The organism is Methylobacterium sp. AC315 (assembly GCF_979253755.1).
In genome coordinates, this window is record NZ_CEEDEA010000004.1 from 272,046 (window position 1) to 295,952 (window position 23,907).

Genomic DNA, 23,907 nt, shown 5'->3' on the forward strand with positions numbered 1-23,907 from the left:
ATGTCAGCCCCGCTTGAAAAAGGCGTCGGCCGCGCCTTGTGCGGCCTGCTTGGCCGCCCGGGCCGCCTCGATCCGCGCGATCTCCTCTCGCAGCAGCGCGACGCGCGCGTCGAGGTCGGAGAGCGACAGCGTGTCGAGGGATTGCCCGATCTCGTGGGCGACGGCCTTGCGCGGCCGCTCGTCGTCGTCTCGCATGTCTCGGCTCCCTACAGGAACGATTGGCCGGCGCCATCCCAGGCCAGGCCGAGATGGGCCGCCAGGGTGGCGCCGATATCGGCGAAGGTGTCCCGCCGGCCGATCGATCGGGACGCGACACCGGGGCCGAAAGCCAGGACTGGCACCTGCTCCCGCGTATGGTCGGTCCCCGGCCAGGTCGGGTCGTTGCCGTGGTCGGCAGTGATCACCGCCAGGTCGCCGGGCCCGAGCGCCGCCAGGATCTCCGGGATGCGGGCGTCGAACGCCTCCAGTTCCGCGGCGTAGCCGGGCACGTCCCGGCGGTGGCCGTGCTCCGTGTCGAAATCCACCAGGTTCACGAAGATCAGCCCGCCCTCGGGCAGATCTCCCAAGGCGTCCAGGGCCGCATTGAGGCAGGCCGCGTTCGCGCCAGGCTTGATCTCGCGGCCGGTGGCGCGGTGGGCGAAGATGTCGCCGATCTTGCCGACGCTGACCACTGCCCGGCCCTCGGCTTCGGCCCGGTCGAGCAGGGTTTGCCCCGGGGGGGCGACCGCGAAATCCTTGCGGTTGCCGGTCCGGCGGAAGCCCGCCGCCACGGAGCCGATGAACGGCCGGGCGATCACGCGGCAGACCCGGTAGGGGTCGCATAGGCGGCGCGCGGTCATGCAAAGCGCGTAGAGGCGCTCCAATCCGAACGCCTCCTCGTGGGCGGCGATCTGGAAGACGCTGTCGGCCGAGGTGTAGCAGATCGGCCGACCGGTCCGGACGTGCTCGGCGCCGAGTTCGTAGATGATGGCGACGCCGGGCGCGTGTCGGTCACCCAGGATGCCGGGTAGGCCGCCTTCCGCGATCAACGCCGCCGTCAGCGCGGCCGGGAAGGCTGGTTGGCTGTTCGGGAAATGGCCCCAGGGTTCGGGCATCGGTAGCCCGGTGATCTCCCAATGGCCGGATGGGGTGTCCTTGCCGGCGGCCGTCTCCACGGCATGTCCGTAGGCGCCCTCCGGCTCACCTGCGGGGTCGAGGTTCGGAGGCATACGGCCCGAAGCTCCGGCGGCCGCCAGACCCAGCCCGAGGCCGGCGAGATGGGGCAGGCGCAGAGGGCCGGCGCGTAGGCCCGCCCGGTCGCCGCGCCCGGCCGCGCAGGCCTCGGCGATATGCCCGAGCGTGTCGGACCCAGTATCGCCGTACGCTGCGGCGTCCGGGGCGCCGCCGATGCCGACGGAATCGAGGACGATGAGGAGGGCGCGCGCCACTTTCAGGCGGGCTCCAGCTCGGCGGCGACATCGCTGTCCAGGGCGAAGGCGGCCTTGAACAGCGCCCGTGTGTAGGGTGTCTGCGGATCGGAAAAAATCGTCTCCGCCGGGCCTTCCTCGACCACCCGGCCGTTCTGCATCACCACCACGTAGTTCGCGAGCGCCCGCACCACCTTCAGGTCGTGGCTGATGAACAGGTAGGCCAACCCGCGCTCGCGCTGCAGGTCGCGCAGCAGCGTCACGATCTGCGCCTGCACCGAGCGGTCCAGCGCCGACGTCGGCTCGTCCAACACGACGAAGCGTGGGTTGAGCACCATGGCCCGGGCGATGGCGATGCGCTGGCGCTGGCCGCCGGAGAATTCGTGCGGGTAGCGGTCCATGGCGGCCGGGTCGAGGCCGACATCGGTGAGCGCCTTGGAGACCACCGCCCGCCGCTCGGCCCGGGAGCGCGCGGTGCCCTGCACGATCAGCCCCTCGGCGACGATGTCGGCCACGGACATGCGCGGCGAGAGCGAGCCGTAGGGGTCCTGGAAGACCACCTGCATGTCCTTCCGGAGTGGGCGCATCTGCGCCACGGTGAAGCCGTCGATGGCCTGGCCCAGGAACACGATCGGGCCTTCGGAGCCGGTGAGCCGCAGCAGGGCGAGGCCCAGCGTGGTCTTGCCGGACCCGGATTCGCCAACGACACCAACGGTTTCGCCCGCCCGCACCGTGAGCGAGACCCCGTCCACCGCCTTGACGTGGCCGGTGACGCGCCGGAACGCGCCCGCCTTCAGCGGGAACCAGACCTTGAGCGGGCCGGCCTCCACCAGGGGCGCCGCGTCGGCCGGGACCGGGTTGGCCCGGCCCTTCGGTTCCGAGGCGATCAGGCGGCGTGTGTAGTCGTGCTGCGGGTCGGCGAAGACCGCCTTGGTCTCGCCGGCCTCGACGATCTTGCCCTTCAGCATCACGCAGACCCGGTCGGCGATGCGCTCGACGATGCCGAGATCGTGGGTGATGAACAGGAGCGCCATGCCGAGCCGCTTCTGCAGGTCGGCGAGCAGCGCCAGGATCTGGGCCTGCACCGTCACATCGAGAGCGGTGGTCGGCTCGTCGGCGACCAGCAGGTCCGGTTCGCAGGCCAGCGCCATGGCGATCATCACCCGCTGGCGCTGGCCACCGGAGAGTTCGTGCGGGTAGGCGCCCAGGCGGCGCGCGGCATCGCGCAGGCCAACCAGTTCCAGGAGCTCGAGAATCCGCGCCCGGGCGGGTTTGCCGGTGAGGCCGCGGTGGAGCCCCAGCACCTCGCCGATCTGCCGCTCGATCGTGTGGAGCGGGTTGAGCGAGGTCATCGGCTCCTGGAACACCATGGTGATGTCGGCGCCGCGCACATCGCGCATCTGGCGTTCCGATAGAACCGCCAAGTCCCTGCCTTTGAACAGGATTTTTCCACTCTGCCGCGCCGCGCCGTCGAGCAGCCGCAGGATCGCCAGGGCGGTCACGGACTTGCCGGAGCCCGATTCCCCCACCAGCGCGACGGTCTCGCCCCGGTGGATCGTGAAGCCGATCGAATCGACCGCCGCCGTCTCGCCTGCGCGGGAGCGGAAGGCGACGGACAGGCCCTCGACGGACAGGAGCGGCGGGGTTTCGGCCTCGGACATGGGACCCTTATAGCGCGGCCGGCACCCTAGCCTACCCGCCCGCGGATGCGCGATCATGCGCGGTGCTCGCAGCGGGGGGGACGCGCCATGCCCGGGATCGACGAAGAATTGGCCGCCCAAGTCCGGCTTCCCTTCGCAGAGCCTTCACGGCCTGCCGCCAGACTTCGCGTTTCCGGGTCCGGCGCCCTGCCCTCCGCATTCCGGGTGACGGACCTCGCCGCGGCCTCGATTGCAGCCGCCGGCCAGGCGCTCGCGGAAGTTGCGGGCCTCGATGGGCCGGTCGCCGTGGACCGGCGGCTCGCCGCGGCCTGGTTCGCGACGTCGCTGCGGCCGGATAACTGGCGGGTGCCGGCGCCCTGGGATCCGGTGGCCGGGGATTACCGGACCCGGGACGGCTGGATCCGGCTCCACACCAACGCCCCGCATCACCGGGCGGCGGCCGAACGGGTGCTCGGCGCCCAGGCCGACCGGGCCGGCATGGCGCGGGCGGTGGCCGGCTGGGCCAAGGCGGATCTCGAGGCGGCGGTGGTGGCCGAGGGCGGCTGCGCGGCCGAGATGCGTGGGTTGGAGGCGTGGGCGTCCCATCCCCAGGGCCGGGCGGTGGCGGCCGAGCCCCTGGTGGCGTTCGATTCGGACCCCGACCGGAGCGCGTCGCGCTGGCGGCCCCGGCCGGAGCGGCCGCTGGCGGGTTTGCGGGTGCTCGACCTGACCCGGGTGCTCGCCGGCCCGGTGGCGACCCGGTTCCTGGCCGGGTTCGGGGCGGATGTGCTGCGGATCGATGCGCCCGACTGGGACGAGCCGGCCCTCGTGCCCGAGATGACGCTGGGGAAGACCTGTTCCCGCCTCGACCTGCGCAGGGCCGCAGACCGGGCGACCTTCGAGGCGCTGCTGGCGGGGGCGGACGTGCTGGTCCACGGCTACCGCCCCGGCGCCCTCGACGGCCTCGGCTACGGCCCCGAGGCGCGGCGGGCTCTGGCCCCGGGCCTGATCGACGTGGCGCTCGACGCCTATGGCTGGACCGGCCCCTGGGCGGGGCGGCGCGGCTTCGACAGCCTCGTGCAGATGAGCTGCGGCCTCGCCGCGGCCGGGCAGGCCTGGCGGCAGGCCGAGGCGCCGGTGCCGCTCCCGGTCCAGGCGCTCGACCACGCCACCGGCTACCTCATGGCGGCGGGCGCGCTCCGCCTGCTGGCCCACCGGCTTCGAGACGGCACCGGCGGCCGCGCCCGCCTGTCGCTCGCCCGGACGGCGGCGTTCCTGGTCGCGGCCGGCCCGGCCGAACCGGAGCCGGCCTTCGCCCCCGAGACCCCGGAGGATCTCGCCCCGGAGGTCGAGGCGACCTCCTGGGGGCCTGCGCATCGCCTGCGCCCACCGCTGAATGTGGCGGGTGCCGCGATGCGCTGGGACCGGGCCGCCCGCCGGCTGGGGGATGACGCGCCGGCTTGGGCCGGGGAGCCGGGGGCGTCCCTGCGGTAGGAGCCGGGTTTTGGGCCAGCCCTCTCGAGCTGTTTGGATGGGGTCGCGATCGAGACGTTCGACCAAGCGGATCGACACGTCTCAGTTTGGCGCCAACGCCTCGAAAAATAGGCGTTTTCCCGCTCCGCGCTCCACTTCGGCGGACCGCACGCTGGACCGGCGCGTGAGGCCGGCAACGCCGTGATGTTGGCGATCTGGTCGATCGGCCCCGTGCGCGGAAGATTGACGGTGAACCAGTCCACCGGAGACATGCCGGCAAGAGCGGTAGTGGGAGCGAGAATTGGGCTTCAAGACCACCAATTTGAGCTTGACATTTAACATGAATCAAATAGAAACACTTGAAAATGGTATTGACCTATAAAAATTGAAACATTCGGAGACGTGTATACTCTGAAAGCATGGGTGGAAAGCAGAAGCGGCGGACACTGAGCCATTGCGCGCCTAATTTTTCAGCAGCGGGTGCCTTATGACAGCGATGCAAAAGATCGACGTCACGATACGAAAGATCTTCCATCGCATTGCACAATGGCCGTCCAAGACAACGCATTTGGTCTATTCGCTTGGTCCTATCCAGCGCAGGTCGATCAACAACCGGGCGTCTGATATCGAAGCTCACAGGCACAAGTTGCCGATATTGACGTTTCAGGAGCTGCCGCTCGCGCATGCTTTGAGTGAGCGGGGTTTCTGCAGGGCGGACGTGGATTTATTCGAATCCTTCACGGCGAACCGATTTCGTACCGCCGCCAATCGGATCTATGATGAGACAGAACGGACCTACCTCAAAACAGGCAAGACTATCGACATCATAAGGTTGCTCGACGCAAATCCCTCTTTGCTGGATCAATTCAAGGTCATTTTCTCCGCGGGACTGGATGAAAAATTTCTTAAAATCATTGAGCATTACTTGAAGCTCCCCGTCGCGTTCGGAGGAGTCGATATATTTTTCACTGTTGCCGATGGCTTAGAAAAAGGCGCCCGGACTTGGCACAAAGATAGCGAAGACACTCCGATGGTGAAAGTTGCTATCTATCTGAACGATGTCGGTGACGACGACGGACCTTTTGAAATTCTTCATTTGCAACACAAAACCTCCGATCTTGAAAAATCACGAGGCTTCAAGCAACAGAAATTGATAAAGGCTCAAAACGAGGGCAAGATCGATTTCGACATCACAACCTTCAACGGCCCGGCGGGGTCCGTGATATTTTGTGATACATCGAAATACTACCACAGGGGCAAGCCTGCCACCGGCAAAAATCGCAGGGCCTTGTTCTATAACTACTACGCCAGCAGGCCGCTAACCCCGTATTTCTGCCCGAATCCGCCATTCTCCCCGGATGGCATGAGAGATCTGGTTTCAGGTCTATCGCCGACACAAAAGGCAGCGGCTTTGTGGCGCGAGAATTTAACGCGCTTCGATAAAATCGTGACCAAGCGAAAGCCGTATCTGAACTTATAACGTGGCAACTTCGGTCACCTATAGATTGACGGGCGCTTGCCGGAGAAACGACATCTCCCCGTGCCGGTCGGGGCTATGTGCCGACAATCTTGAGGGTGCGGCTGAACTGACCGCCGTTACAGGTGGATGATGGCGCCGCTGACCAAGGATGTTTAATCGCGGCCGCGTTTTATCTCTCTAATAAAAAATGGATTTAATCTAAACTTTTCAAATATTTAGCAAAAGTCGTGCATCTCTTCGTTCGCGTGCATTCAGTAAAGCAATTGCAGTCGAGAAACTACAGTCATGCAAATCAGGTGGCGAGCGCCCGCCGGCGAAGAGCATACTGGTGCGGCGGCGCGCGTTGAATTGCGGATTGAGACCCATCCGTTTCCAAGTGTTTGCTGCGGGAGGCAGACACTATCCCGCCATCCGACGCGCAAGTTGCTTGCCGACGCCGGTCCGACAGCAACCCCGGTCATCCCGGGGTGCTTCGCTGACCGCCATGACGGAGCGGGTCGCGTCAGCTGGCCGAAACCGAATTCATCCCGGATATCGCGGCCGCGGGATGACGCGGTGGGCATCCGTGTAGCTTGAGCAATCCCTAGTCACGGCCGCACGGCGGTGACCTCGATCTCCACCAGCCAGCCCGGATTGGCGAGCGCCGCGACCTGCACGGCCGAGCGGGTCGGCAGGTTCGGCTGAGCCGCCGTCCCGAACGTCGCGCGGTAGGATTCCATCAGGCCGGCGAAATCCATCCGCCCGCCCTTGGCCGGGTCACCGACCAAGAAGACCGTCATTTTCACAACGTCGCGGAGGGAGAGGTTCCGGCGTTTCAGGGCCGCCTCGATGGCGGCTAGGGTCGAGGCGGTCTGGGCGCGGGTATCGCCGAAGGCGGCGACCGTGTTCTTCTCGGCGTTGGGATCGGTCACGGCCGGCCCGAAGCCGCTGAGATAGACGGTCGCGTGCCCGGCGGGCACCTCGACCGCTTCCGAGATCGGGAAGTCCGAGCCAGGGATCGGGTGCCGGGTAATGTCTTCGGAAAGCGCCGGCCCGGCCGACAGGGCGAGGGCGAGCGGTATCAGGATCCGTCCGATCATGGCCGTGCTGCCTTCACATCCTGGGGGGCGACCGCGTCGCCGTAATGGTTGTCGAAATGGGTGCGGACGTAGTTCACCACCGCGGCCACCTGGGTGTCGCTCATCATGCGCCCGAGCGGGGGCATGCCGCGCAGGCCGTACAGCAGCACCGTGACGGCGTAGCCGGCGCCGGCGAGTCTTTCGTTGTGCAGGAGCGGCGGATACGAGGCCGCGCCGACCGCGCCCTCGCCCCCCGCCTGGTGGCAGGCGGCGCAGACCTGGGCGTAGAGCGCCTCGCCTTCGGCCTGGGTGAAGCTCTTGCCTTGGCTCATCGCGGGACCGGCCGACGGCAGGGCCGCCATCGTGGCGTGCTCCTGCGCGGTGGCGGCTCCGCCCGAGGCGAGCAGCAGCGCGACGATTCGGGGGATCGAAAGGACATTCATGCCGCCAGAACCCTCTTGTGGAGCCGCGTGACCGCGTCAAGCGCCGAGAGGATCGCACCCTCCTGCCAGGCCGGGATGTATGAGGCGTGCTCGCCGGCCAGCATGATCCGCCCGTCGATCGCGCAGAGGTTGTCGTAGTGCTGGGCCCGCGCCTCGTCGGTCCAGTCGCCGGCGCAGCCCAGGGTGAACGGCACCCGGTGCCAGGCCACCGCGATCCCGGTCTCGAACTCGGTGCGGTATTGCGGGTGGATCTGGCTGCCGTAGGCCACCGCCCGGCGCACCCGCTCGGCGGGGCTCTGGGCTGTGAATTCATAGGAGTTCGGCCCGTTCCAGGTATAGGCGCCGAGTAGAACGCCCTTGCCGCCGGCATTGTAACCGGTCGCGGGATAGGCGATCTGGCGGATCGGCAGGTCGGTGTAGGAGATGCCGCCGAAGATATGCTCGTCCTCCTCCCAGAACCGCCGCTTGAACTGAAGCCCGACCTTTACGGATGAGGCGTAGGGCACGGCGTCGATCGCCGCCTTCATGGTCGGGCCGACCTGGGTCGGGATCTGGCTCAGCACCGTCAGCGGCAGGGCGCAGACGCACCAATCCGCCTGAGCCTGCCGCATGGCGCCGCCCTGGCCGAGATCCCGGTAGGTGGCGGTGACGCCGTGGGCATCCTGCGCAATCTGCGTGACCTTGGCGCCGTACCGGATCATGTCCGGCGGCAGCGCGCGGGCGAAGGCCTCGCCGATCCGGCCCATGCCGCCGACCGGCTGGAACATCGTGGTCTGGAACTCGTAGAGCAGGAAATTCTGCAGGCCGCGCCACAGCCGCGAGGTCAGGATGTCGTGCAGCGCCATCGGCTCGCCGTCGACCGGGCGTGCCGAGAGGCCGCCGCCGGGATCGTGGGCGTAGCCGCGGAATTCCGAGGACTCGGATCCGGCGCGATAGGCGAGGTTCTCGTCGAGACCGCCGAGGGAGCGCAGGGCCTCGATCAGGATCTCCTGGTCCTCCTTGGAGACCTGCGCGTCCAGCGCGCCCTTGCGGGTGGCCTTGGCGAGCAATTCTGCGGTGGCACCGTCGAGATCGGTCTTCACCGTGCGGATCCGCTGCGGCTTGCCGCCGAAAGCGGTCGCGCTGTGCACGAAGGCGTTGTGGTTGAGCTGGATGAACGGCTCCAGCGCCACCCCGAGCCGGCGGCAGTAATCGAGCACGCCGTGGTGGTGGTAGGGAATCCGCCAGGGACCGGGATTGAGGTAGAGGCCGGCGTCGAATTGGCAGCGCTGGGTTTCGCCGCCCAACTCCGTGTAGGTGTCGCCCCCGCGCAGCGACCAGTTCCGGCCGCCGGCGCGGGTGTTGTATTCGAGGATCTGCACCCGGTACCCGGCCCGGTGCAGCTCCAGCGCCGCCGTCATGCCGGCGAGCCCGGCCCCGAGGACCAGCACCGAGGCGCCTTTGGGATCCCCGTCGAGCTGGATCGGCCCGCGATAGGGCGATTCCCCGGCAAACCCGAGGCTGGTCATCACCTGATAGGCCGCCGCGCTCCCGGCGGCGGCGCCGACCATGGCGATGAGCTTGCGGCGACTGAAGCCTGATGTGTCTGCCATCTCGCCTCCCGTTTCCTCATAAGGATGCGTCCAGGACGATTCGGTCTAAGCAAGCCGGAGGCCAATTTTGGAGCTATGCAAATGAAGCGCGCCGGACGCAGCGTCCAGCCGATGGAATGCGTCCTCGGACTTGCAACTTAAGCGGATGTGAGGCGCGGATAAATCATCGTCCCCGGTGGTCTTGCTTCGGATCGCGCCGGGATCGCCTGAGATAGTCTTTCCGGTCCGGGTCCTCATCCCGAGATGCGGCGGCGTCGCCACGGCCACGAAGGAGCCCGCCCGCCGGCCGCGCGATCCCCGGAAGGCGCCCTCGCGGTTCGCCGCGCTCGCGGCGCAGGCCGGCGATGCCCAGCGCGTCATCGCTCCCCAACCGTACGGATTGATCCGCCCGTGCGCCCCGCTACAAGCGGTTGCGTGATCGTCCCCCGCCTGCGCCTCCTCGCCCTCCTCGCCCTCCTCCCGCTGCTCTGCGCCGGCCCGGCCGCGGCGGCCCCGTCCGAGGGGGCGACCGAGACCGTCGAGCAGGCTTTGTGCCGCCTCATCGACGATTCCGCGAAGGCGCGCGGGCTGCCGGTGCCGTTCCTGACCCGGCTGATCTGGCGCGAGAGCAGTTTTCGCGTCGGCGTGGTGAGCTCGGCCGGCGCGCAGGGCGTCGCGCAGTTCATGCCCGGCACGGCCCGGGAGCGCGGCCTGCTCGACCCGTTCGATCCCGAGCAGGCGATCCCGCACGCCGCCCACCTGCTCGCGGACCTGAAGACGCAGTTCGGCAATCTCGGGCTCGCGGCGGCGGCCTATAACGGCGGTGCCGGCCGGGTCAGCAAGTGGCTGTCCGGCGAGGGCGGCCTGCCCGCCGAGACCCGGGCCTACGTCGCCGCCATCACGGGGACGCCCGCCGAGGATTGGCGCGGCGGCACCGCCGGGACGATCACGTATCCCGAGGGCGGCGCGCCGGAGGCGAAGGCCAGAGAGGCCAAAGAAACCAAGCCCGGGGCCAAGTCCGAGACCAAGCCGGAGACGCCGGTGACCTGCCTGCAGGTCACGGCCAGCCTGCGCATCCCGTCGCGCGGCGACCGCTTCGCGCTGGGGCCGAACGAGGGTCCGGCGGCGCCCTGGGGCATCCAGCTCGCCGGCAACTTCTCCAAGGCGCTGGCCCTGCAGAGCTTCAACCGTGCGCGCAGCGCCTATGCCGGCGTGATCGGCGAGGCCCGGCCGATGATCATCGGCACCCGCCTGCGCAACCGCGGCACCCGGGCCTTCTACCGGATCCGCCTCCCCGCCCAGAGCCGGCAGGCCGCCGACGACCTGTGCGGCCGCATCCGCAAGGTCGGGGGCGCCTGCATCGTGCTCCGGACCTGACGATTTATGGCCCGCTGCCCCGCCCGCGTCATCAATCCGCCCCGAGCGGAGCCCTGAATGGGCCAATCAGGGCAACCGGACGGGATATGACACGCCTCCTCATCGCGTTTGCCAGCCTTCTCGGGCTCGGTCTTGCGGCGTACGGCTTCAGCGCCGCCTCGCCGCTGACCCTGTTCGACGCAATCGGCCCGCGCGACGCCGGCGGCCGCCTCGCGGCGCGCGATCAGGCCTTCGGTGCGGGGCCGCGGCGGCGGCTCGACGTCTACGTCCCCACCGTGGCGGCCGAGCGGGCGCCCGTGCTGGTGTTCTTCTACGGCGGCTCCTGGCAGAGCGGCTCCAAGGACGACTACGCCTTCGTGGGCCACGCGCTGGCCGCCCAGGGCTTCGTGACGGTGATGCCGGATTACCGGCTCTACCCGGAGGCGCCGTTCCCCGGCTTCCTCCAAGACGGCGCGGCGGCGATCGCCTGGGTGCGGGACAACATCGCGGCCTATGGCGGCGACCCCCGCCGCATCGTGCTCGCCGGCCACTCGGCCGGGGCCTACAACGCCGTGATGCTCGGGCTCGATCCGCGCTACCTCACCGCCGCCGGGGTCGATCCCAAGGTGATCAAGGCGGTGGCGGGCCTGTCCGGCCCCTACGACTTCCTGCCGCTCGACCAGGACACCACCGTCAAGGTCTTCGGTCAGGCGCCCGATCTGCCCCTGACCCAGCCGATGACCTTCGCGGGCCCGCTCTCGCCGCCGACCTTCCTGGCCTCGGGCGATTCCGACACGGTGGTGAAGCCCCGGCATACGGCGAGCCTCGCCGCCAAGCTGCGCGCCGCCCACGTACCCGTGCAGGAGCGCATCTATGCCGGGCTCGACCACAAGGACACGCTGCTGGCGCTGTCGGTGACATTCCGCTCCAAGGCCCCGGAACTCGCCGAGATGGCCTCGTTCCTGATGCGCCAGGCCGCCGGGCGGTCGCAGTACACGATGCGGCGGTAGGGCCGCACCGCTCAGCGCCGGCCCGGAATCTCGACCGTCCGCGCGATCCCGATGGCGTGCAGGAACGCCGGATCGTGGCTGACCACGAGCAGCGCGCCGTCATAGCCCCGCAACGCCCCCTCCAGCAGCGCGACGGACTCGATGTCGAGGTGGTTGGTCGGCTCGTCGAGGATCAGCAGCCAGGGCGCCTCCTTCCGACCGAGGAGGGCGGCGAGCCCGGCGCGCAGGCGCTCGCCGCCCGAGAGCGTGTCCACCCGCCGCCCGGCCTCGCGGTTGCGGAAGGCGAAGCGGGCGCAGACCGCATAGGCCTCCCGTTCACTCAGACCCTCGTTCAGGCGGCGGACATTGGCCAGGATGCTGGCGGCGGGGTCGAGCAACCCGACATGCTGGTCGAGCGTGGCGACCCGGCCCTCCGCCCGCCGCACCCGGCCCTTGACCGGCATCGTTGAACCCGCCGCCACCGTCAGCAGGGTCGTCTTGCCCGCGCCGTTCGGGCCCTCAACCGCCACCCGCTCCGGCCCGGTGATCGCGAGCGTCCAGGGACCGAGCGGGCGGCCGCCGGGATCGGCGACGACATCCTCCAGGGCGAGTAGGTCGGCCCCCGAGGGCAGCCCGCTCGGCGGCAAGGCGATGGTCAGTGGCGTCAGCACCTCGACGCGTGCCCGCGCCGCCCCGGCCCGGGCGGCGGCATCCCCGATCAGCCGCGCGCCTACGGCCTGGACGCGGGCGCCGGTCTTTTCGGCGCGCTCTGCCCGGGCGCCGAGCAGGATCTTCGGCTCCGAGCCTTTGACCGCCGCGGCGCGACCGGTCCTGTCGCGCCGGGCCTTGGCTTCGCGTTCCTGCTGTGCGGCCTCGCGCACGTCGCGCAACTGGATGTCGGCCCGCTCCAATTCAGCGGCGGCGCGGGCCCGCTCTGTCTCCCGCCAGGCCGCGAAGGCGGACCAGCCGCCACCGACGATCCGAACACCGAGGGGCGTCAATTCGACGATGCGGTCGACATGCTCCAGCAGAGCGCGGTCGTGGCTCGCCACCAGCACGCCGCCGCGCCAGCCGCGCACCAGCGCCTGGATCGCGTCCCGCCCGGACCCGTCGAGATTGTTGGTCGGCTCGTCGAGCAGGATGAGATCGGGCGTCTCGACCAGAAGGCGCGCGATGCCGACGCGCGTGCGCTCGCCGCCCGACAGCGTGCCCACGCGGCGCTCGAGCGGCCATCCGGGCAGGCCTGCCTCTGCGAGCGCTCCCGCGATGCGCGATTCCAGGGTCCAGTCTGCGGTATCGAGGTCGTCGGGGCTGCCGGTTCCGGTCAGAACCCGCTCCAGCGTCGCCAACTGGGCGGCCATCCCGAGCGCGTCCGCCAGCGTCCATTCTTCGGGCCAGTCCTGCCGAAGCAGGCCGACCGTGCCCGAGCGTTGCAGGCAACCGGCGGCGGGCTCGGCCTCACCCGCGACGACGCGCAGGAGCGATGACTTGCCGGAGCCGTTGCGGCCGACAAGGCCGACCCGCTCCGCCCCGAGCGACAGTCTCAGATCGTCGAAGAGGGTCTGCCCCTCAGGTGTGCGGAGGGAAACACCGTCCAGGGTGAGGAATGCGGACATGGCGAGCCGGGAGCGTGAACGAGACGGGGCGAAGAGCGGTGTTCATCCTGTCGTTCACGGCGGCGCACTCCTTCTGGGCTGCGGTGGAAAGCTAGAGCTGCCGGGGCTCGTGGTGCAACCCGGGGCCGACGATCGCCGCGCGCGCAAGGGTACGACGGGGCGCGGCGGTCACGCCAGCACCGGCACGTGCGGGGCGCAGGTCCGGGGCAGGACGCCGGTGAGGCGCGGATCGGGTGCGACTTCGACCGTCACGGCGCAGGGCGTGAAGCCCGAGCGGCGGTAGAGACCGAGCGCCCCGGGATGGTCGAACGTGCAGGTATGGACCCAGAACCGCCGGATCGGGTGCGACCAGGCGCTTTCGATCGCCGCGTCGATCAGGTTGCGGCCGAGCCCCTGCCCGACCGCGCTCGGGATGAGGCCGAGGAAGGCGAGCTCGCAGGTGTCCGGCTCGCGGAAGTCGAGCTCCAGCAGGCCGACATCCGTGCCGTCCCGGCGCAGCGCCTGGATCTCGACGCGTGGATCGTCGAGGATCGCCTGCAGCGCCGCCTCCGGCAGGGTCAGGCGCGAGAACCACAGCCACTCCGCCCCGACGGCCCGATACAGCCTGCGGTAGGTCTCGCAATCCGGCCGGACGAGGCGGTGGAGCGCCGTCCCGGCCGGGCAAGGCCGCTCTGGCCGCGGGGCCGGCGGCTCGAACATTTCCAGGCTGGTGACGATGGCCGCGATGTAGCCCGGCGGGACCGCGGAAAAGCCCGGCGGCAGCGCCGGCGAAGAAGGGTTGGTTGGCATCGGCTCGGAGCTGTGGCGACCGCGAAGGCCGCCACCCTACCCGATTCCCGCCCCTCAGATCTGGATGCAGATCTTGCCGAAATGGCGGTTGCTCTCCTGGTGCCGGAACGCCGCCACGATCTCGTCCAGCGGGTAGACGCTGTCCACGACCGGCCGCAGGCCGCACGCCTCGATGCCGCGGATCATCGCGATCTGCTGGCTGCGGCTGCCGACCAGCACGCCCTGGAGCCGGATCTGCCGGATCAGCGCCGGGACCAGCGGCAGCGGCCCGGCCACGCCCGTCAGGATCCCGATCACCGAGATGTGGCCGGCCACCCGGACGGCCGCCATCGATTGCTCCAGCGTCCCGGGGCCGCCGACATCGAGCACGTGGTCGACGCCGCGCCCGTCGGTCAGGCGCCTTGCGGTCTCGCCCCAGGCCGGATCGGCGCGGTAGTTGATCAGGTGGTCGGCGCCGAGGGCGCGCAGGCGCTCGAGCTTCGCGTCGCTGGACGAGGTGGCGATCACGGTCGCGCCCGCCGCCTTGGCGAATTGCAGGGCGAACAGCGACACGCCGCCGGTGCCCTGCACCAGCACCACGTCGCCGCCCTTGAGCCCGGCATCGGCGTGGAGCGCCCGCCACGCGGTGAGCGCGGCCGTGGTCAGGGTCGCGGCCTCGGCATGGTCCCAGCCCCGGGGGGCGTGGGTGAAGGCGGTCGCGGGCGCCGTGACCCACTCGCGGGCGTAGCCGTCGACCCCGTCGCCCGGCACGGTCGCGAAGCCCTCGACGAGCGGCGTGCCGTCGAGCCAGGTCGGGAAGAACGTGCTGACCACCCGGTCGCCCACCGCGCACCCGTCCACGCCCGGGCCCACGGCCTCGATCTCCCCGGCGCCGTCCGACATCGGCACCCGCGCCTCGCTCGGCCCCCACAGGCCGCTGACCACGGCGTAGTCGTGATAGTTGAGCGAACTCGCCCGCAGCCGCACGGTGATCGCGCCGGGTCCCGGCTCAGGCACGGGGCGCTCGCCGAACCCCACCGCGTCGAAGCCGCCGCCGGGCTGGACGATGACCGCCCGGGATGCCGATCGGGTCATGGTGCACCTGTTGTCTGCGCGGGGCCGGCGGGTGTTCCCACGATCTGGGCCGGATCGAACTGGCCGCCACGCCCGAGGCAGGAGCGGCGGCAAGAGCAGTCTGCTCGACGGAGCGTCACATCAAGAAAGTCGTGCCTCAGAGGATCCCTGCCTCAGCGGATCAGCGCGATCGTGACACCGGCGGCCCCGGCGATGTCCGGCCAGCGCCGCTCCGCCGTGAGGGCGGGTACGCCTTCTCGCTTCGCCAGAGCCAAGCAATAGCGGTCCCCGAGCGACAGGCCGCCTTCGAGCGTGATCGAACGTAAGAGGCCCGCGTCGTAGGACAATGCCGCATCGACGGGAAACAGGCGGATCGGCAGGGGCCGCAGCAGCATCTCGATGTCGTGGCGTCCAGCACCGAGCTTGGCGTAGTCGCTGATCACCTCGGCGAGGTTGACGGTCGTCATGACAGAACCGTCGAGCCCGGCCTTGACCGTGTCGGCCCCACGCTCTCCGAGCAGGAGCGCGAGGAGAGCCGAGGCATCGAGGACGAAGCGTGTCACTCGCGCTCGGCCTCGCGGGCGCGGTCGGCCAGGAAATCCTCGACCGAGGCGCCGACGTGGCCGCCAATCAACCGGCGGCTCATATCCTGCGCGCGCGCCACCACCTGATCCAGCGTCCGGAGCACGATGGCGTCCCCGACATCTTCGACGATGACCTCGCCGCCATTGCCGAGCCCATGCCTCTTGCGGAGGTCGGCGGGCAGGCTCATCCGTCCATCAGGCATGACCTTGGCCCTCATGGGGTACCTCCACGTTATGCCGTACGTGGATCTATACGCCAGGAGGTATCTCCGATGCCAGATCTGTCATCTTAAGCCGTCGCCTTCGCAGGCCCCCTCCTGCGATCGCCCCCGCTAAGGTTATCGCCAGATCTTCCGCTGCAACTGTCGGTCGCCCCATCGCCCCGGCGTCCACACCCGCTACAATGACAAGCGCCGCATCACGCGGCTGCTGCGGTGGAACGGCATGGCTACGGCGGACGCGGCGATCGGGATCCCGGCCGGGACGGCTCAGAACGGCGTGGCCGGGCGCGACCTGCCGGATGTCGTGCGCGTGCTCCTGAACGGGGCGGTGTTCGTCCTGCTGTGGAACCACGACTGGCTCAAGGACCTGTCCGACCGGTCGTCGCTGGCGGCCGCCGAGGATGGCAGCCTGCTGACCCAGGTGCTGTTCCTGGCGGCGGGACTCGGCATGGCGGCGGCGATCCACCGGATCGGGTTCCGCCACCTGCGGCCGCTCGCGACCTGGCCGCTGATGCTGTGCGGCGCCTGGCTCGGGCTCACCGCGCTCCTGTCGGTGGAGCCGAGCCTGTCGCTGCGGCGGCTCGCCCTGCTCGGCATCGCCACGATGCTGTCGGCGGGCGTCCTGTTGGTCGCGCGCTCGCCGCGGCAGCTGGCCCTGACCATGGCCTGGTCCGCCCTGGTGATCCTGGTCGCGTCGTACCTGGCGGTGGCCCTGGTGCCGGATCTGGCGATCCACTCGGCCTTCGACGTGAATTCCGATCCGAGCCATCCGGGCCTGTGGCGGGGCATCTTCCCGCAGAAGAACGAGGCCGGGGCCGCCATGGTGATCCTGGTGATCGTGGGGTTCTACGTCGCCGCCGCCGCGAGCCGCGTGCTCGGCTGGACCATCGTGCTCCTGGCCCTCGGCTTCCTGGTGGCCAGCGGCTCCAAGACCGCGATCCTGCTCCTGCCGGTGATCCTGGCGGTCACCGGCCTGTGCCGGATCCTGACCGGGCGGGGCCTGCGGGCGCTGCTGCTGCTCGGGCCGATCGCCGGGTTCTCGCTGGTCTCGATCGGCTCGATCCTGATCCCGGCGATTCAGGACGCGGTCGGCACGCTCCTGACCGACGCGACCTTCACGGGGCGCAGCGAGATCTGGCAGTTCGCCCTGGACAACATCATGGTCCGCCCCTGGCGGGGCTGGGGCATCGGCGCATTCTGGATGACCGAGCGGACCATGTATGGCGGCTCCGAGGAACTCACCTGGGTCAACACCGCCAACCACTCGCACAACGCCTACCTCGACACGGCGCTGATCGGCGGATTCCCATTCCTGGCGCTCACCGTGGTGGCGTTCGTGCTGGCGCCGGTCCGCGACCTGCAGCGCGTCGCCGGGGGGCGCGGCCTCGATGCCGAGACGCTGCTGTTCCTGCGCCTGTGGTTCCTGGGCCTCGTCTCGGCCTCGTTCGAGACCGTGCTGTACAACGGCAACAACGCCACCTGCTGCATGTTCATGATGGCGGTGTTCGGCCTGCGGCTGCGGACGCGCTACGCCTTGGCGGCGGGGTGAACAGGGTCGTTCGCATCAGAGTGACGAGTCGAAGCCGCCGCCGCATCCGTGGTCGTACGGCAGGCGGGAAGAAGCTGCGATGCGCGATCCGCTTCCGCACCATCGACGTCCCAGCCCGAGGCGAGCGTCCGACACAAGCGCCCTCAGCCCGGGTCCTCGTCGGGGACGGTGTCGTGGAACGGCACCGTGAGCACCAATTCGCCCGCCTCGTCCCCGATCTCGAAGGCGCATTCCATCCAGTCGCGGATGAACGTGTGGCGCTCCCGCGCGATCATCCCGCGCGCCTGAGACAGGGCGTTCTCGCGCGCCGCACCCAGGTCCGTGTAGTCCTCGCCTTCCGGATCCACGGCCAGCCCCGCCGGGCCGGGACGATGCCGGACGTTGAAGAAGTAGCGCGGCATCACGCCCCCTTGATCAGCCGGGCGAACTCTCGCTCGGGCAGGCCGTAGCTGTCGTCGGCCACCGCCACCAGGGCCGCCCGGTCCAGGATCGTGATGCGGCCGCGCCGGGCCCGGATCAGGCGATGCCCCTCCAGCGTCTGGATGGCCAGGGTCGTGCTGGACCGCTGCACGCCCAGCATCATCGACAGGAACTCGTGCGTGAGGAGGAGCTCGTCGCCGTCGAGCCGGTCGTGGCACATCAGCAGCCAGCGGGCGAGGCGGATGTCGACCGTGTAGCTCGCGTTGGCGAAGGCGGTCTGCGCCGTCTGGAGGATCTGAACCTGGATCGAGCGCAGGAGCAGCGTGTGCAGCCGCGGGCTCTCCGCGACGGCCGCGTACAGCGCCTCGGTATCGATGACCAGCATCATGCCGGCGTTCTGGACGAAGTGTTCGTGGGGCGTGCGATCGGTGCCCAGCAGGATGGGCGAGGCGCCGCCCAGACCCTCGCGTCCGACGATGCCGACCTCGACCTTCCTGTCCGCGCCGTGGGTGACGATCGAGCCGAAGCCCACCTCGGGAAAGTACAGCTGCCGGATCGGTACGTCGGCCTCGATGAGCGGCTGGTGCAGGACCGTCGTCACGGGCTGCAGGTGCGGCTGCAGCAGAGCGAAGTCGCCGGGCGCGAGCGCCTTCAGCAGATGATTGCGGATACTGGATTGCTCAGGCTGGGGCACGCTTTCGCTCCCGTCGGGGCAAGAGCACACGCCGTCTCTCAAGCGCCTGCGCCCGGATCAGCCGGCAGGCGACATTCTAATAATCCAGTCGAATTGGCGGTATCAAGCCTCGAATTCAAACCTATGTTAGCGGAAAACGCAGTATTCCGTATGGTGGGGTACCATACCGATATACGGATGCACCTTCCATAACACGGGAGCCTAGGTTTACAGCTTGCGTTATCCATTCATGCGTGAGCCGAATGATCGGACGGCTCGACCGGCGGGAGCTTTGCATGCTACAGATGGGCCAACAGCGTGCCATCCTGCTCGCCGAGAGCGACGCCGTGATCGGCATGGACCTGAGCGACGCCCTCGAGAGGTCCGGCTACCGCGTGCTCGGGCCGGCCAGGACCACGGCCGAGGCGCTGCGCCTGCTGGTGCAGCGGAAGCCCGACCTGGCGTTCGTCGACGGCGCGCTGAAGGACGGCAGCTTCATCGAGCTCGCGCACACCCTGCGCCGGCTCGACGTGCCGATCCTCGTCCACCTGGAGGCGGGTCAGGACCAGCATCTGACGCCCGACCTCGCGGGCGTGCCCTGGCTCCTCAAGCCGGCCTTATCCTTCGACGTCGTGGCCGCGCTCCGTGAGTTGATGGCGGCGTCGGTGCGTGCAAGAGCCGCCCCGGTGCCGCGCCTCCGGCCCGCCGGCACCGCGGGCAATCCGCTGATCCGCAAGCTGAGCGGCCTCACCACCCTGTCGGACGCGGACCGGGTCACGCTGGCGCGGATCAGCGCCGAGCCGCGCCGGGTCACCCCCGGCACCGACCTGGTGCGCGAGGGCGACCGCCCGGACGGCGTGTTCCTGGTGATGAACGGCGTGGCGGTCCGGCACAAGCTGCGGGTGAGCGGCGCCCGGCAGATCATGGCGTACCTGGTGCCGGGCGACCTGTGCGACCTCACGTCGCCCTTCTGAGCGCGATGGACCATACCATCACGGCCCTGTCGGCCTGCGAGGTCGTGCGCCTGGCGCCCGAGACGGTGGCCGACCTCCTGGCGAACCATCCGCAGATCGCCCGGGGGCTGCGCAAGGCCCAGCTCGTGGACGAGGCCACCCTGCGCGAGTGGCTGGTCAACGTCGGCCGCCGTTCGGCCCTGGAGCGGCTGGCGCACCTGCTCTGCGAGCTGCTGCTGCGCCTGCGCGCGGTGGGTCTGGCGCCGGGCGACAGCTACGAACTTCCGGTCACCCAGATGGACCTCGCCGACACCGCCGGGCTCACGCCCGTGCACGTGAACCGCACCCTCGGGGAACTCCGGCGACAGGGGCTGATTGAACTGAGGACGAGACGGCTCAAGATCCTCGACCTGCCCCGCCTGCGGGCGCTGGCGGAGTTCCGGCCCAATTACCTGCATCTTGGAGACCAAGCTGCGGCATGAACCTACGCCTGCAACCCATCCAAGTCGCGACGGGCAGCTACGACACTGAGGGTCAGCTGGTCTTCGCTGATGGGTTCCTCGCGGCGGTGCTGGTGAAGCTCTCGGGCTTTCACCAGGACATGGCCGGGATGTGGTTCCTGGAGGCCGGCTTCGGCCGGGTCGACACCCCGAACCGGCCGACGTTCTCCGATCTCGACGAAGCGCAGGACTGGATCGAGCGGCAGCTGGAACGGGTGCGCTGACGCCGCCCGCCGCGACGCAGGATCAGGTCCGCGAGAAGGGGCCGTTCGACGGTTCGACCTGTTCCCGATCCCCGAGGACGCGCCGCGCGGAGGCGAGGATCTGGATCACGCTCCGGCTGTCGCATTCCTGCCGGGCCACCGCCTCCAGGTCCCGCAGGTAGGCGATCACCGGCTTCCGCGCGCGCGGCCCCTGCCGCAGGACGGGTTCGACCTTCGTGGTCACATGCACGGCCAGGCCGTCCCAGAAGTCCGGATCCTTCGAAGACCCTTCCGTCATCCAGCGTGCTCCGTACCGAAAGAGCGGCCCCGTTGACCATGGACCGAGGGGGCGAAAACCCATGATCGACGGGGCCGACCGGAGCGGATCCGGCGCGCCCGATCTGGCCCAGGAGCGCCGTCGCTGAAATCACCTGGGTTGCGTCACGCGTCCGGTGCGACAGTGCTGTCCATCCGGCGCGCCCGCCGGCTCCGGTGGCGGGGTTGCCAGCACGGGCTTACTCCGCCGGCACCGGGCGCGGGCGGCGGTCGTCGCCGATCGCCACGAAGGTGAAGGTCGCCTCCGTGACCTTCATGGTGGTCTCGCTCGCCCGCTCCCGGCGCCAGACCTCGACCTGGATGCGCAGGGACGAGCGCCCGACCGTGATCAGCCAGGCGTAGAGGCTGACCTCGTCGCCGACGAAGACCGGATGGTGGAAGGTGATCGCGTCGACCGCGATGGTGGCGCACCGCCCGCGCGAGCGCCGGGCCGCCACGTTGCCGGCCGCCAGATCCATCTGGGCCATCAGCCAGCCGCCGAAGATGTCGCCCGCCGGGTTGGTGTCGGCCGGCCTCGCGATGGTGCGGATCACCGGCGCGCCGCGCTGGCTCGGCTGCGAAGCCGCGCCCGCCTGCGCACCGTCCTGGCTGCTTCCGTCCGCCATCGTCCCGCCGAGTCGCCGAGCTTGACCGGAAGCCTTCCAGTCAAGCTCGGCCGGCGTCAATCGGGCAGCGCGAAGACCAGCAGTGCGTCGCCGGTGCCGAACCCGGCCGCCTTGGTGAAGGACGCGCCGCCGGCCGCCACCGCGAGGTACTGCTTGCCGTCGAGCGCGTAGGTCATGGCCGGGCCGCTGATGCCCGCCCCGCACTGGAACCGCCAGAGCAGCGTGCCGTCGCGCGCATCGTGGGCTTCGAGGTGGCCATCCTCGGCGCCGGAGAATACGAGGCCGCCCGCGGTGGCGAGCGTCCCCCCGGAGAGCCGGCTGTCGGACCGCAGGGTCCAGGCGATCTTGCCGCCGTCGGCGAGGTCCACGGCGGTCAGCGTGCTGAAGGACGGCTCGCCCTTCGCCTCGCTGGTCTCGGTGTAGCGGATCTCCGCCCGGTCGCCGGAGGCCGGCACGGTCTTGATCGTGTAGGTCGTGGCCCCATGGCGGACCTGCACGTAGGCGCGGCGGCCGTCATAGGCGGTGGGCGGCCACGACACGGCGCCGAGCGGCCCCGGCGCCACCACGGTGCCCTGCGGGGTCGGCGGCGCGAACAGGTTCTTCTGCTCGATCAGCGGGGCCGAGCGTTCGAGCAGCGTCCCCGTCGCGCGGTCGTGGACGTAGATCCACCCGGTCTTGCTGGCCGAGGCTACGGCCTTGGTGCCGTTCGGCCCGTCGAGCAGGAACGGTGGCGCGGCGACGTCGTAGCCCCATTCGTCGTGCGGCACCTGCTGCGAATACCAGCGCAGCTGTCCGGTGCGGACGTCGAGCGCCACGAGGCACATCGTGTAGAGGTTGTCCCCCGGGCGCGACAGGCCGAAATTCTGCGGCGCCGGGTTGCCGGTGCCGAGGAAGATCAGGCCGAGATCCGGGTCGTAGGCCGGGGTCATCCAGAGCGAGCCGCCGCCGACCCGCCAGGCGTCGCGGTTGGCCGGCGCCGCTTCCTTCTCGGCGGCGATGTCGCGCTGGAGCGGCACGCCGTCCACCGTCTGGGCGACGAAGCCGCCCTCCCAGCCCTCGGGCGGGGTGACGTACCAGCGCCAGCGCTCCGCGCCGGTCTTGGCATCGTAGGCCGCGAGCCAGCCGCGCCGTCCGTAGCCGCCCTCGATCCCGACCACGGCGCCGCCGTCGAGCCCGCCGGCCTCGTCCGCGATATGCAGGCCGTAGCCCGCCCCCGTGACCCCGACGATCACCAGCCCTTCAACCACCAGCGGCGGCATCTTGAACCCGAGCCGGCTCGAACCCTGCACCGGCTTGCCGCCGAGCTTGCCCGCGAGATCCGAGGCGGTCTCGCTCTCGCCCTCCTCCGGGCGCACCGCCTCCGTGTCCCACACCACCCGGCCGGTCTTGGCGTCGAGCGCGATCAGCCGCCCGTCCATGGTCGCCTCGAACACGAGGCCGTCCGAGACCGCGACCCCGCGGTTGGAGGGGGGCCCGAAGATCTTTTCCGTGCGCAGCTTGTGCGTGTAGGTCCAGAGCGGCCGGCCGGTGCGGGCATCGAGCGCCGCGACGTTGTTCTGGGTCGTGGACGTGTAGAGCGCGCCGTCCACCATCACCGGCTGCGCCTGGAAATAGCCCGTCACCCCGGTCTGGAAGATCCAGGACGGCCGCAGCCGCGCGACGCTGGCACGGTCGATCTGGGTGAGGTCGGAGAAGTTGCGGTTGCTGTGGTCGTGCCCGAAGGCCGGCCAGGGGGTCTCGGCGGCGCGGGCGGCGGCGGGTAGGAGGATCGCGACGGCGATCAGCGCGGGGCGAAGTGCGGTCATGGGCGGCTCGGCGTTTCCTCGAGTTTTATCGGTTCTCTATTCCTTCACGTGCCCGGCTCGTGAATACAACGCGCCCATTCCTGCGCATCCCGTGCCGCTGCCGTCCCGGGCGAGAGTTTCCGGCGCCCGTCGTGTCGTCCCCCCTCGACGTTGGAGCCGACGCACCGGGTTTGCGTCCTCGACGCGATCCGGGCAGCGGAGTGTCTGGAAAGCTTGGGATCCGAGGTCGGCTCGACTTCCTGGGTACATCGACTCACTTAGAAAGAGATCGACAGCGAGCGCCGACGGTCTATGCTATCCTCGTCTTCGGTCCGACGTGCGTTTCGAGCCGGGATGTTTCTCATGCGCGGCAGGGCGCAGACATGATCGGTGCGGACATCTCCCCCACGCTTCGGGCCGCGATCGAAGCCGTCGTGTGGCAAGAGCTCGGCCGCTTCGGCGTCAGCGAGGTTGAAGTCACGGAGTCCGAGGATGCCGATGGCGATCCCGTCATCCTCGTCAACGTCCATTATCGGGATCCCGAAGCCGAGCCCGATTTCAAGGTCGCGTCCGGGGCTCTCACAAAACTGAATGACACGCTCTTCGAACTGAAAGAGCCGCGCTTCGGCTACATACGGCACAAGGTCCCGGACGCCATGCCTGAGCCGCGCAGCCGGCGATGAGCCGGGAGTTGCTCGGGACTGCACGGCGGTTGGCGCGGGCGAGTCCCGGCAAGCCGCGGCAGTCGGACCTCAAGCGCGCGATCAGCTCGGCCTATTACGCGCTCTTCCATGCGCTCGCGAAAGAATGTGCGGACCGGCTTGTCGGAACGGGACGGGCTCGGCCCGACAAGGCCTGGCGACACGCGTATCGCGCCCTGAATCACGGGGACGTCAAGAAGGCCTGCAGACAGCTGCGCACCTTCGGATTTCCTCCCGAGCTGATTCAGGTCGGAGACATCTTCCAGGGGCTCATGCTTCAGCGACACAGTGCGGATTACGACCCGACGCATCGCGTCACCCGTGCCGATGCTCTGGCAGTCATTTCACTGGCCGAAGAAGGTATGGCAAAGCTCGGCTCGGCGACCGCACGGGATCGCGTGGCCTTGGCGATCCAGCTTTTGTTAAAGCAACGGTCGGCGTGAAGATTGGTCGGGACAAGCGAACGGCAGGCAGGTTCGGTGTCGCGTCTTGTTCATGCTTCGC

The 23,907-nt window shown here is 69.5% G+C and carries 26 protein-coding genes; 10 read left to right on the forward strand and 16 right to left on the reverse strand.

Annotated elements, in window-relative coordinates; genetic code table 11:
* Positions 1–3: 3 nt before the first annotated feature.
* The 3 genes from AC0IY0_RS09050 to AC0IY0_RS09060 are packed head-to-tail and all read right to left on the reverse strand — an operon-like array spanning position 4 to position 3,067.
* Positions 4–195, reverse strand: coding sequence for a DUF1192 family protein (locus tag AC0IY0_RS09050; RefSeq protein ID WP_147910565.1), 192 nt, complete (start codon positions 193–195; stop codon positions 4–6).
* An 11-nt stretch (positions 196–206) separates the two neighbouring features.
* Entirely contained in the window at positions 207–1,427 is a 1,221-nt protein-coding gene (locus tag AC0IY0_RS09055) for a phosphopentomutase (protein ID WP_471763638.1), read from the reverse strand.
* Between the two features lie 2 nt (positions 1,428–1,429).
* Positions 1,430–3,067 (reverse strand): ABC transporter ATP-binding protein, encoded by a 1,638-nt coding sequence (locus tag AC0IY0_RS09060; RefSeq protein WP_471763639.1) that lies wholly within the window; start codon positions 3,065–3,067, stop codon positions 1,430–1,432.
* Positions 3,068–3,271: 204 nt separating this feature from the next.
* Between AC0IY0_RS09060 and AC0IY0_RS09065 the strand changes: the two genes are divergently transcribed.
* Positions 3,272–4,540, forward strand: a complete 1,269-nt coding sequence (locus AC0IY0_RS09065) for a CoA transferase (RefSeq protein WP_471763640.1) — start codon at positions 3,272–3,274, stop codon at positions 4,538–4,540.
* 475 nt (positions 4,541–5,015) lie between these two features.
* Positions 5,016–5,999, forward strand: coding sequence for a phytanoyl-CoA dioxygenase family protein (locus AC0IY0_RS09070; RefSeq protein ID WP_471763641.1), 984 nt, complete (start codon positions 5,016–5,018; stop codon positions 5,997–5,999).
* Between the two features lie 587 nt (positions 6,000–6,586).
* Here AC0IY0_RS09070 and AC0IY0_RS09075 read toward each other — a convergent pair.
* Genes AC0IY0_RS09075 through AC0IY0_RS09085 form a run of 3 tightly spaced genes read right to left on the reverse strand, consistent with a single transcriptional unit; the run spans position 6,587 to position 9,092 of the window.
* A complete protein-coding gene (locus AC0IY0_RS09075; RefSeq protein WP_147909376.1) occupies positions 6,587–7,078 on the reverse strand; it encodes a RidA family protein in 492 nt (163 codons plus the stop codon).
* The gene (locus AC0IY0_RS09080) at positions 7,075–7,500 is read right to left on the reverse strand and encodes a c-type cytochrome (protein ID WP_147909375.1); all 426 of its coding nucleotides are present in this window, start codon (positions 7,498–7,500) and stop codon (positions 7,075–7,077) included. The genes AC0IY0_RS09075 and AC0IY0_RS09080 overlap by 4 nt, the downstream gene beginning before the upstream one ends.
* Positions 7,497–9,092, reverse strand: a complete 1,596-nt coding sequence (locus tag AC0IY0_RS09085) for a flavin monoamine oxidase family protein (protein ID WP_471763642.1) — start codon at positions 9,090–9,092, stop codon at positions 7,497–7,499. The genes AC0IY0_RS09080 and AC0IY0_RS09085 overlap by 4 nt, the downstream gene beginning before the upstream one ends.
* 414 nt (positions 9,093–9,506) lie before the next feature.
* Here AC0IY0_RS09085 and AC0IY0_RS09090 point away from each other — a divergent pair, with 414 nt between their 5' ends.
* Both AC0IY0_RS09090 and AC0IY0_RS09095 read left to right on the forward strand, forming a co-directional pair.
* Positions 9,507–10,448, forward strand: a complete 942-nt coding sequence (locus tag AC0IY0_RS09090) for a transglycosylase SLT domain-containing protein (protein ID WP_471763643.1) — start codon at positions 9,507–9,509, stop codon at positions 10,446–10,448.
* Positions 10,449–10,534: 86 nt separating this feature from the next.
* Positions 10,535–11,437, forward strand: a complete 903-nt coding sequence (locus tag AC0IY0_RS09095; RefSeq protein ID WP_147909373.1) for an alpha/beta hydrolase — start codon at positions 10,535–10,537, stop codon at positions 11,435–11,437.
* Positions 11,438–11,448: 11 nt separating this feature from the next.
* On the opposite strand, the gene AC0IY0_RS09100 is transcribed toward AC0IY0_RS09095, so the two are convergent.
* From AC0IY0_RS09100 to AC0IY0_RS09120, 5 genes are all read right to left on the reverse strand, one after another.
* The gene (locus tag AC0IY0_RS09100) at positions 11,449–13,032 is read right to left on the reverse strand and encodes an ABC-F family ATP-binding cassette domain-containing protein (protein WP_471763644.1); all 1,584 of its coding nucleotides are present in this window, start codon (positions 13,030–13,032) and stop codon (positions 11,449–11,451) included.
* Between the two features lie 168 nt (positions 13,033–13,200).
* Positions 13,201–13,821, reverse strand: a complete 621-nt coding sequence (locus AC0IY0_RS09105; protein WP_471763645.1) for a GNAT family N-acetyltransferase — start codon at positions 13,819–13,821, stop codon at positions 13,201–13,203.
* Between the two features lie 54 nt (positions 13,822–13,875).
* Entirely contained in the window at positions 13,876–14,895 is a 1,020-nt protein-coding gene (locus AC0IY0_RS09110; protein ID WP_471763646.1) for a zinc-dependent alcohol dehydrogenase family protein, read from the reverse strand.
* Positions 14,896–15,047: 152 nt separating this feature from the next.
* Positions 15,048–15,437: a PIN domain-containing protein gene (locus tag AC0IY0_RS09115; protein WP_147855094.1), complete on the reverse strand. Its 390-nt coding sequence runs from the start codon at positions 15,435–15,437 to the stop codon at positions 15,048–15,050.
* Complete coding sequence (locus AC0IY0_RS09120; RefSeq protein WP_147855093.1) at positions 15,434–15,676, reverse strand: AbrB/MazE/SpoVT family DNA-binding domain-containing protein; 243 nt, start codon at positions 15,674–15,676, stop codon at positions 15,434–15,436. The genes AC0IY0_RS09115 and AC0IY0_RS09120 overlap by 4 nt, the downstream gene beginning before the upstream one ends.
* Positions 15,677–15,902: 226 nt before the next feature.
* Between AC0IY0_RS09120 and AC0IY0_RS09125 the strand changes: the two genes are divergently transcribed.
* Positions 15,903–17,228 carry an O-antigen ligase family protein gene (locus AC0IY0_RS09125; protein ID WP_419829592.1) on the forward strand — a complete coding sequence of 442 codons (1,326 nt, stop codon included), beginning with the start codon at positions 15,903–15,905 and terminating at the stop codon, positions 17,226–17,228.
* Positions 17,229–17,371: 143 nt separating this feature from the next.
* On the opposite strand, the gene AC0IY0_RS09130 is transcribed toward AC0IY0_RS09125, so the two are convergent.
* Both AC0IY0_RS09130 and AC0IY0_RS09135 read right to left on the reverse strand, forming a co-directional pair.
* Entirely contained in the window at positions 17,372–17,629 is a 258-nt protein-coding gene (locus tag AC0IY0_RS09130) for a DUF6894 family protein (protein WP_147909368.1), read from the reverse strand.
* A complete protein-coding gene (locus AC0IY0_RS09135) occupies positions 17,629–18,342 on the reverse strand; it encodes a Crp/Fnr family transcriptional regulator (RefSeq protein WP_147909367.1) in 714 nt (237 codons plus the stop codon). Before AC0IY0_RS09135 ends, AC0IY0_RS09130 begins: the two co-directional genes overlap by 1 nt.
* A 275-nt stretch (positions 18,343–18,617) precedes the next feature.
* Here AC0IY0_RS09135 and AC0IY0_RS09140 point away from each other — a divergent pair, with 275 nt between their 5' ends.
* From AC0IY0_RS09140 to AC0IY0_RS09150, 3 genes are read left to right on the forward strand one after another with little or no spacing between them, the layout of a single operon-like run.
* Positions 18,618–19,295, forward strand: coding sequence for a cyclic nucleotide-binding domain-containing protein (locus AC0IY0_RS09140; protein WP_471763647.1), 678 nt, complete (start codon positions 18,618–18,620; stop codon positions 19,293–19,295).
* 5 nt (positions 19,296–19,300) lie between these two features.
* A complete protein-coding gene (locus AC0IY0_RS09145; protein WP_471763648.1) occupies positions 19,301–19,756 on the forward strand; it encodes a Crp/Fnr family transcriptional regulator in 456 nt (151 codons plus the stop codon).
* Positions 19,753–19,998, forward strand: a complete 246-nt coding sequence (locus AC0IY0_RS09150; protein WP_147909365.1) for a hypothetical protein — start codon at positions 19,753–19,755, stop codon at positions 19,996–19,998. Before AC0IY0_RS09145 ends, AC0IY0_RS09150 begins: the two co-directional genes overlap by 4 nt.
* Before the next feature lie 22 nt (positions 19,999–20,020).
* Here the strand turns inward: AC0IY0_RS09150 and AC0IY0_RS09155 are convergent, their stop codons facing one another.
* The 3 genes from AC0IY0_RS09155 to AC0IY0_RS09165 form a co-directional block, all read right to left on the reverse strand.
* Complete coding sequence (locus AC0IY0_RS09155) at positions 20,021–20,275, reverse strand: hypothetical protein (RefSeq protein ID WP_147909364.1); 255 nt, start codon at positions 20,273–20,275, stop codon at positions 20,021–20,023.
* 217 nt (positions 20,276–20,492) lie between these two features.
* A complete protein-coding gene (locus AC0IY0_RS09160; protein WP_471763649.1) occupies positions 20,493–20,918 on the reverse strand; it encodes an acyl-CoA thioesterase in 426 nt (141 codons plus the stop codon).
* A 56-nt stretch (positions 20,919–20,974) separates the two neighbouring features.
* Entirely contained in the window at positions 20,975–22,723 is a 1,749-nt protein-coding gene (locus AC0IY0_RS09165) for an outer membrane protein assembly factor BamB family protein (protein WP_471763650.1), read from the reverse strand.
* A gap of 362 nt (positions 22,724–23,085) precedes the next feature.
* Here AC0IY0_RS09165 and AC0IY0_RS09170 point away from each other — a divergent pair, with 362 nt between their 5' ends.
* Together AC0IY0_RS09170 and AC0IY0_RS09175 are read left to right on the forward strand one after the other, a co-directional pair.
* Positions 23,086–23,385, forward strand: coding sequence for a hypothetical protein (locus tag AC0IY0_RS09170; protein WP_471763651.1), 300 nt, complete (start codon positions 23,086–23,088; stop codon positions 23,383–23,385).
* The gene (locus AC0IY0_RS09175; protein ID WP_147940685.1) at positions 23,382–23,846 is read left to right on the forward strand and encodes a hypothetical protein; all 465 of its coding nucleotides are present in this window, start codon (positions 23,382–23,384) and stop codon (positions 23,844–23,846) included. Before AC0IY0_RS09170 ends, AC0IY0_RS09175 begins: the two co-directional genes overlap by 4 nt.
* Positions 23,847–23,907: the final 61 nt, after the last annotated feature.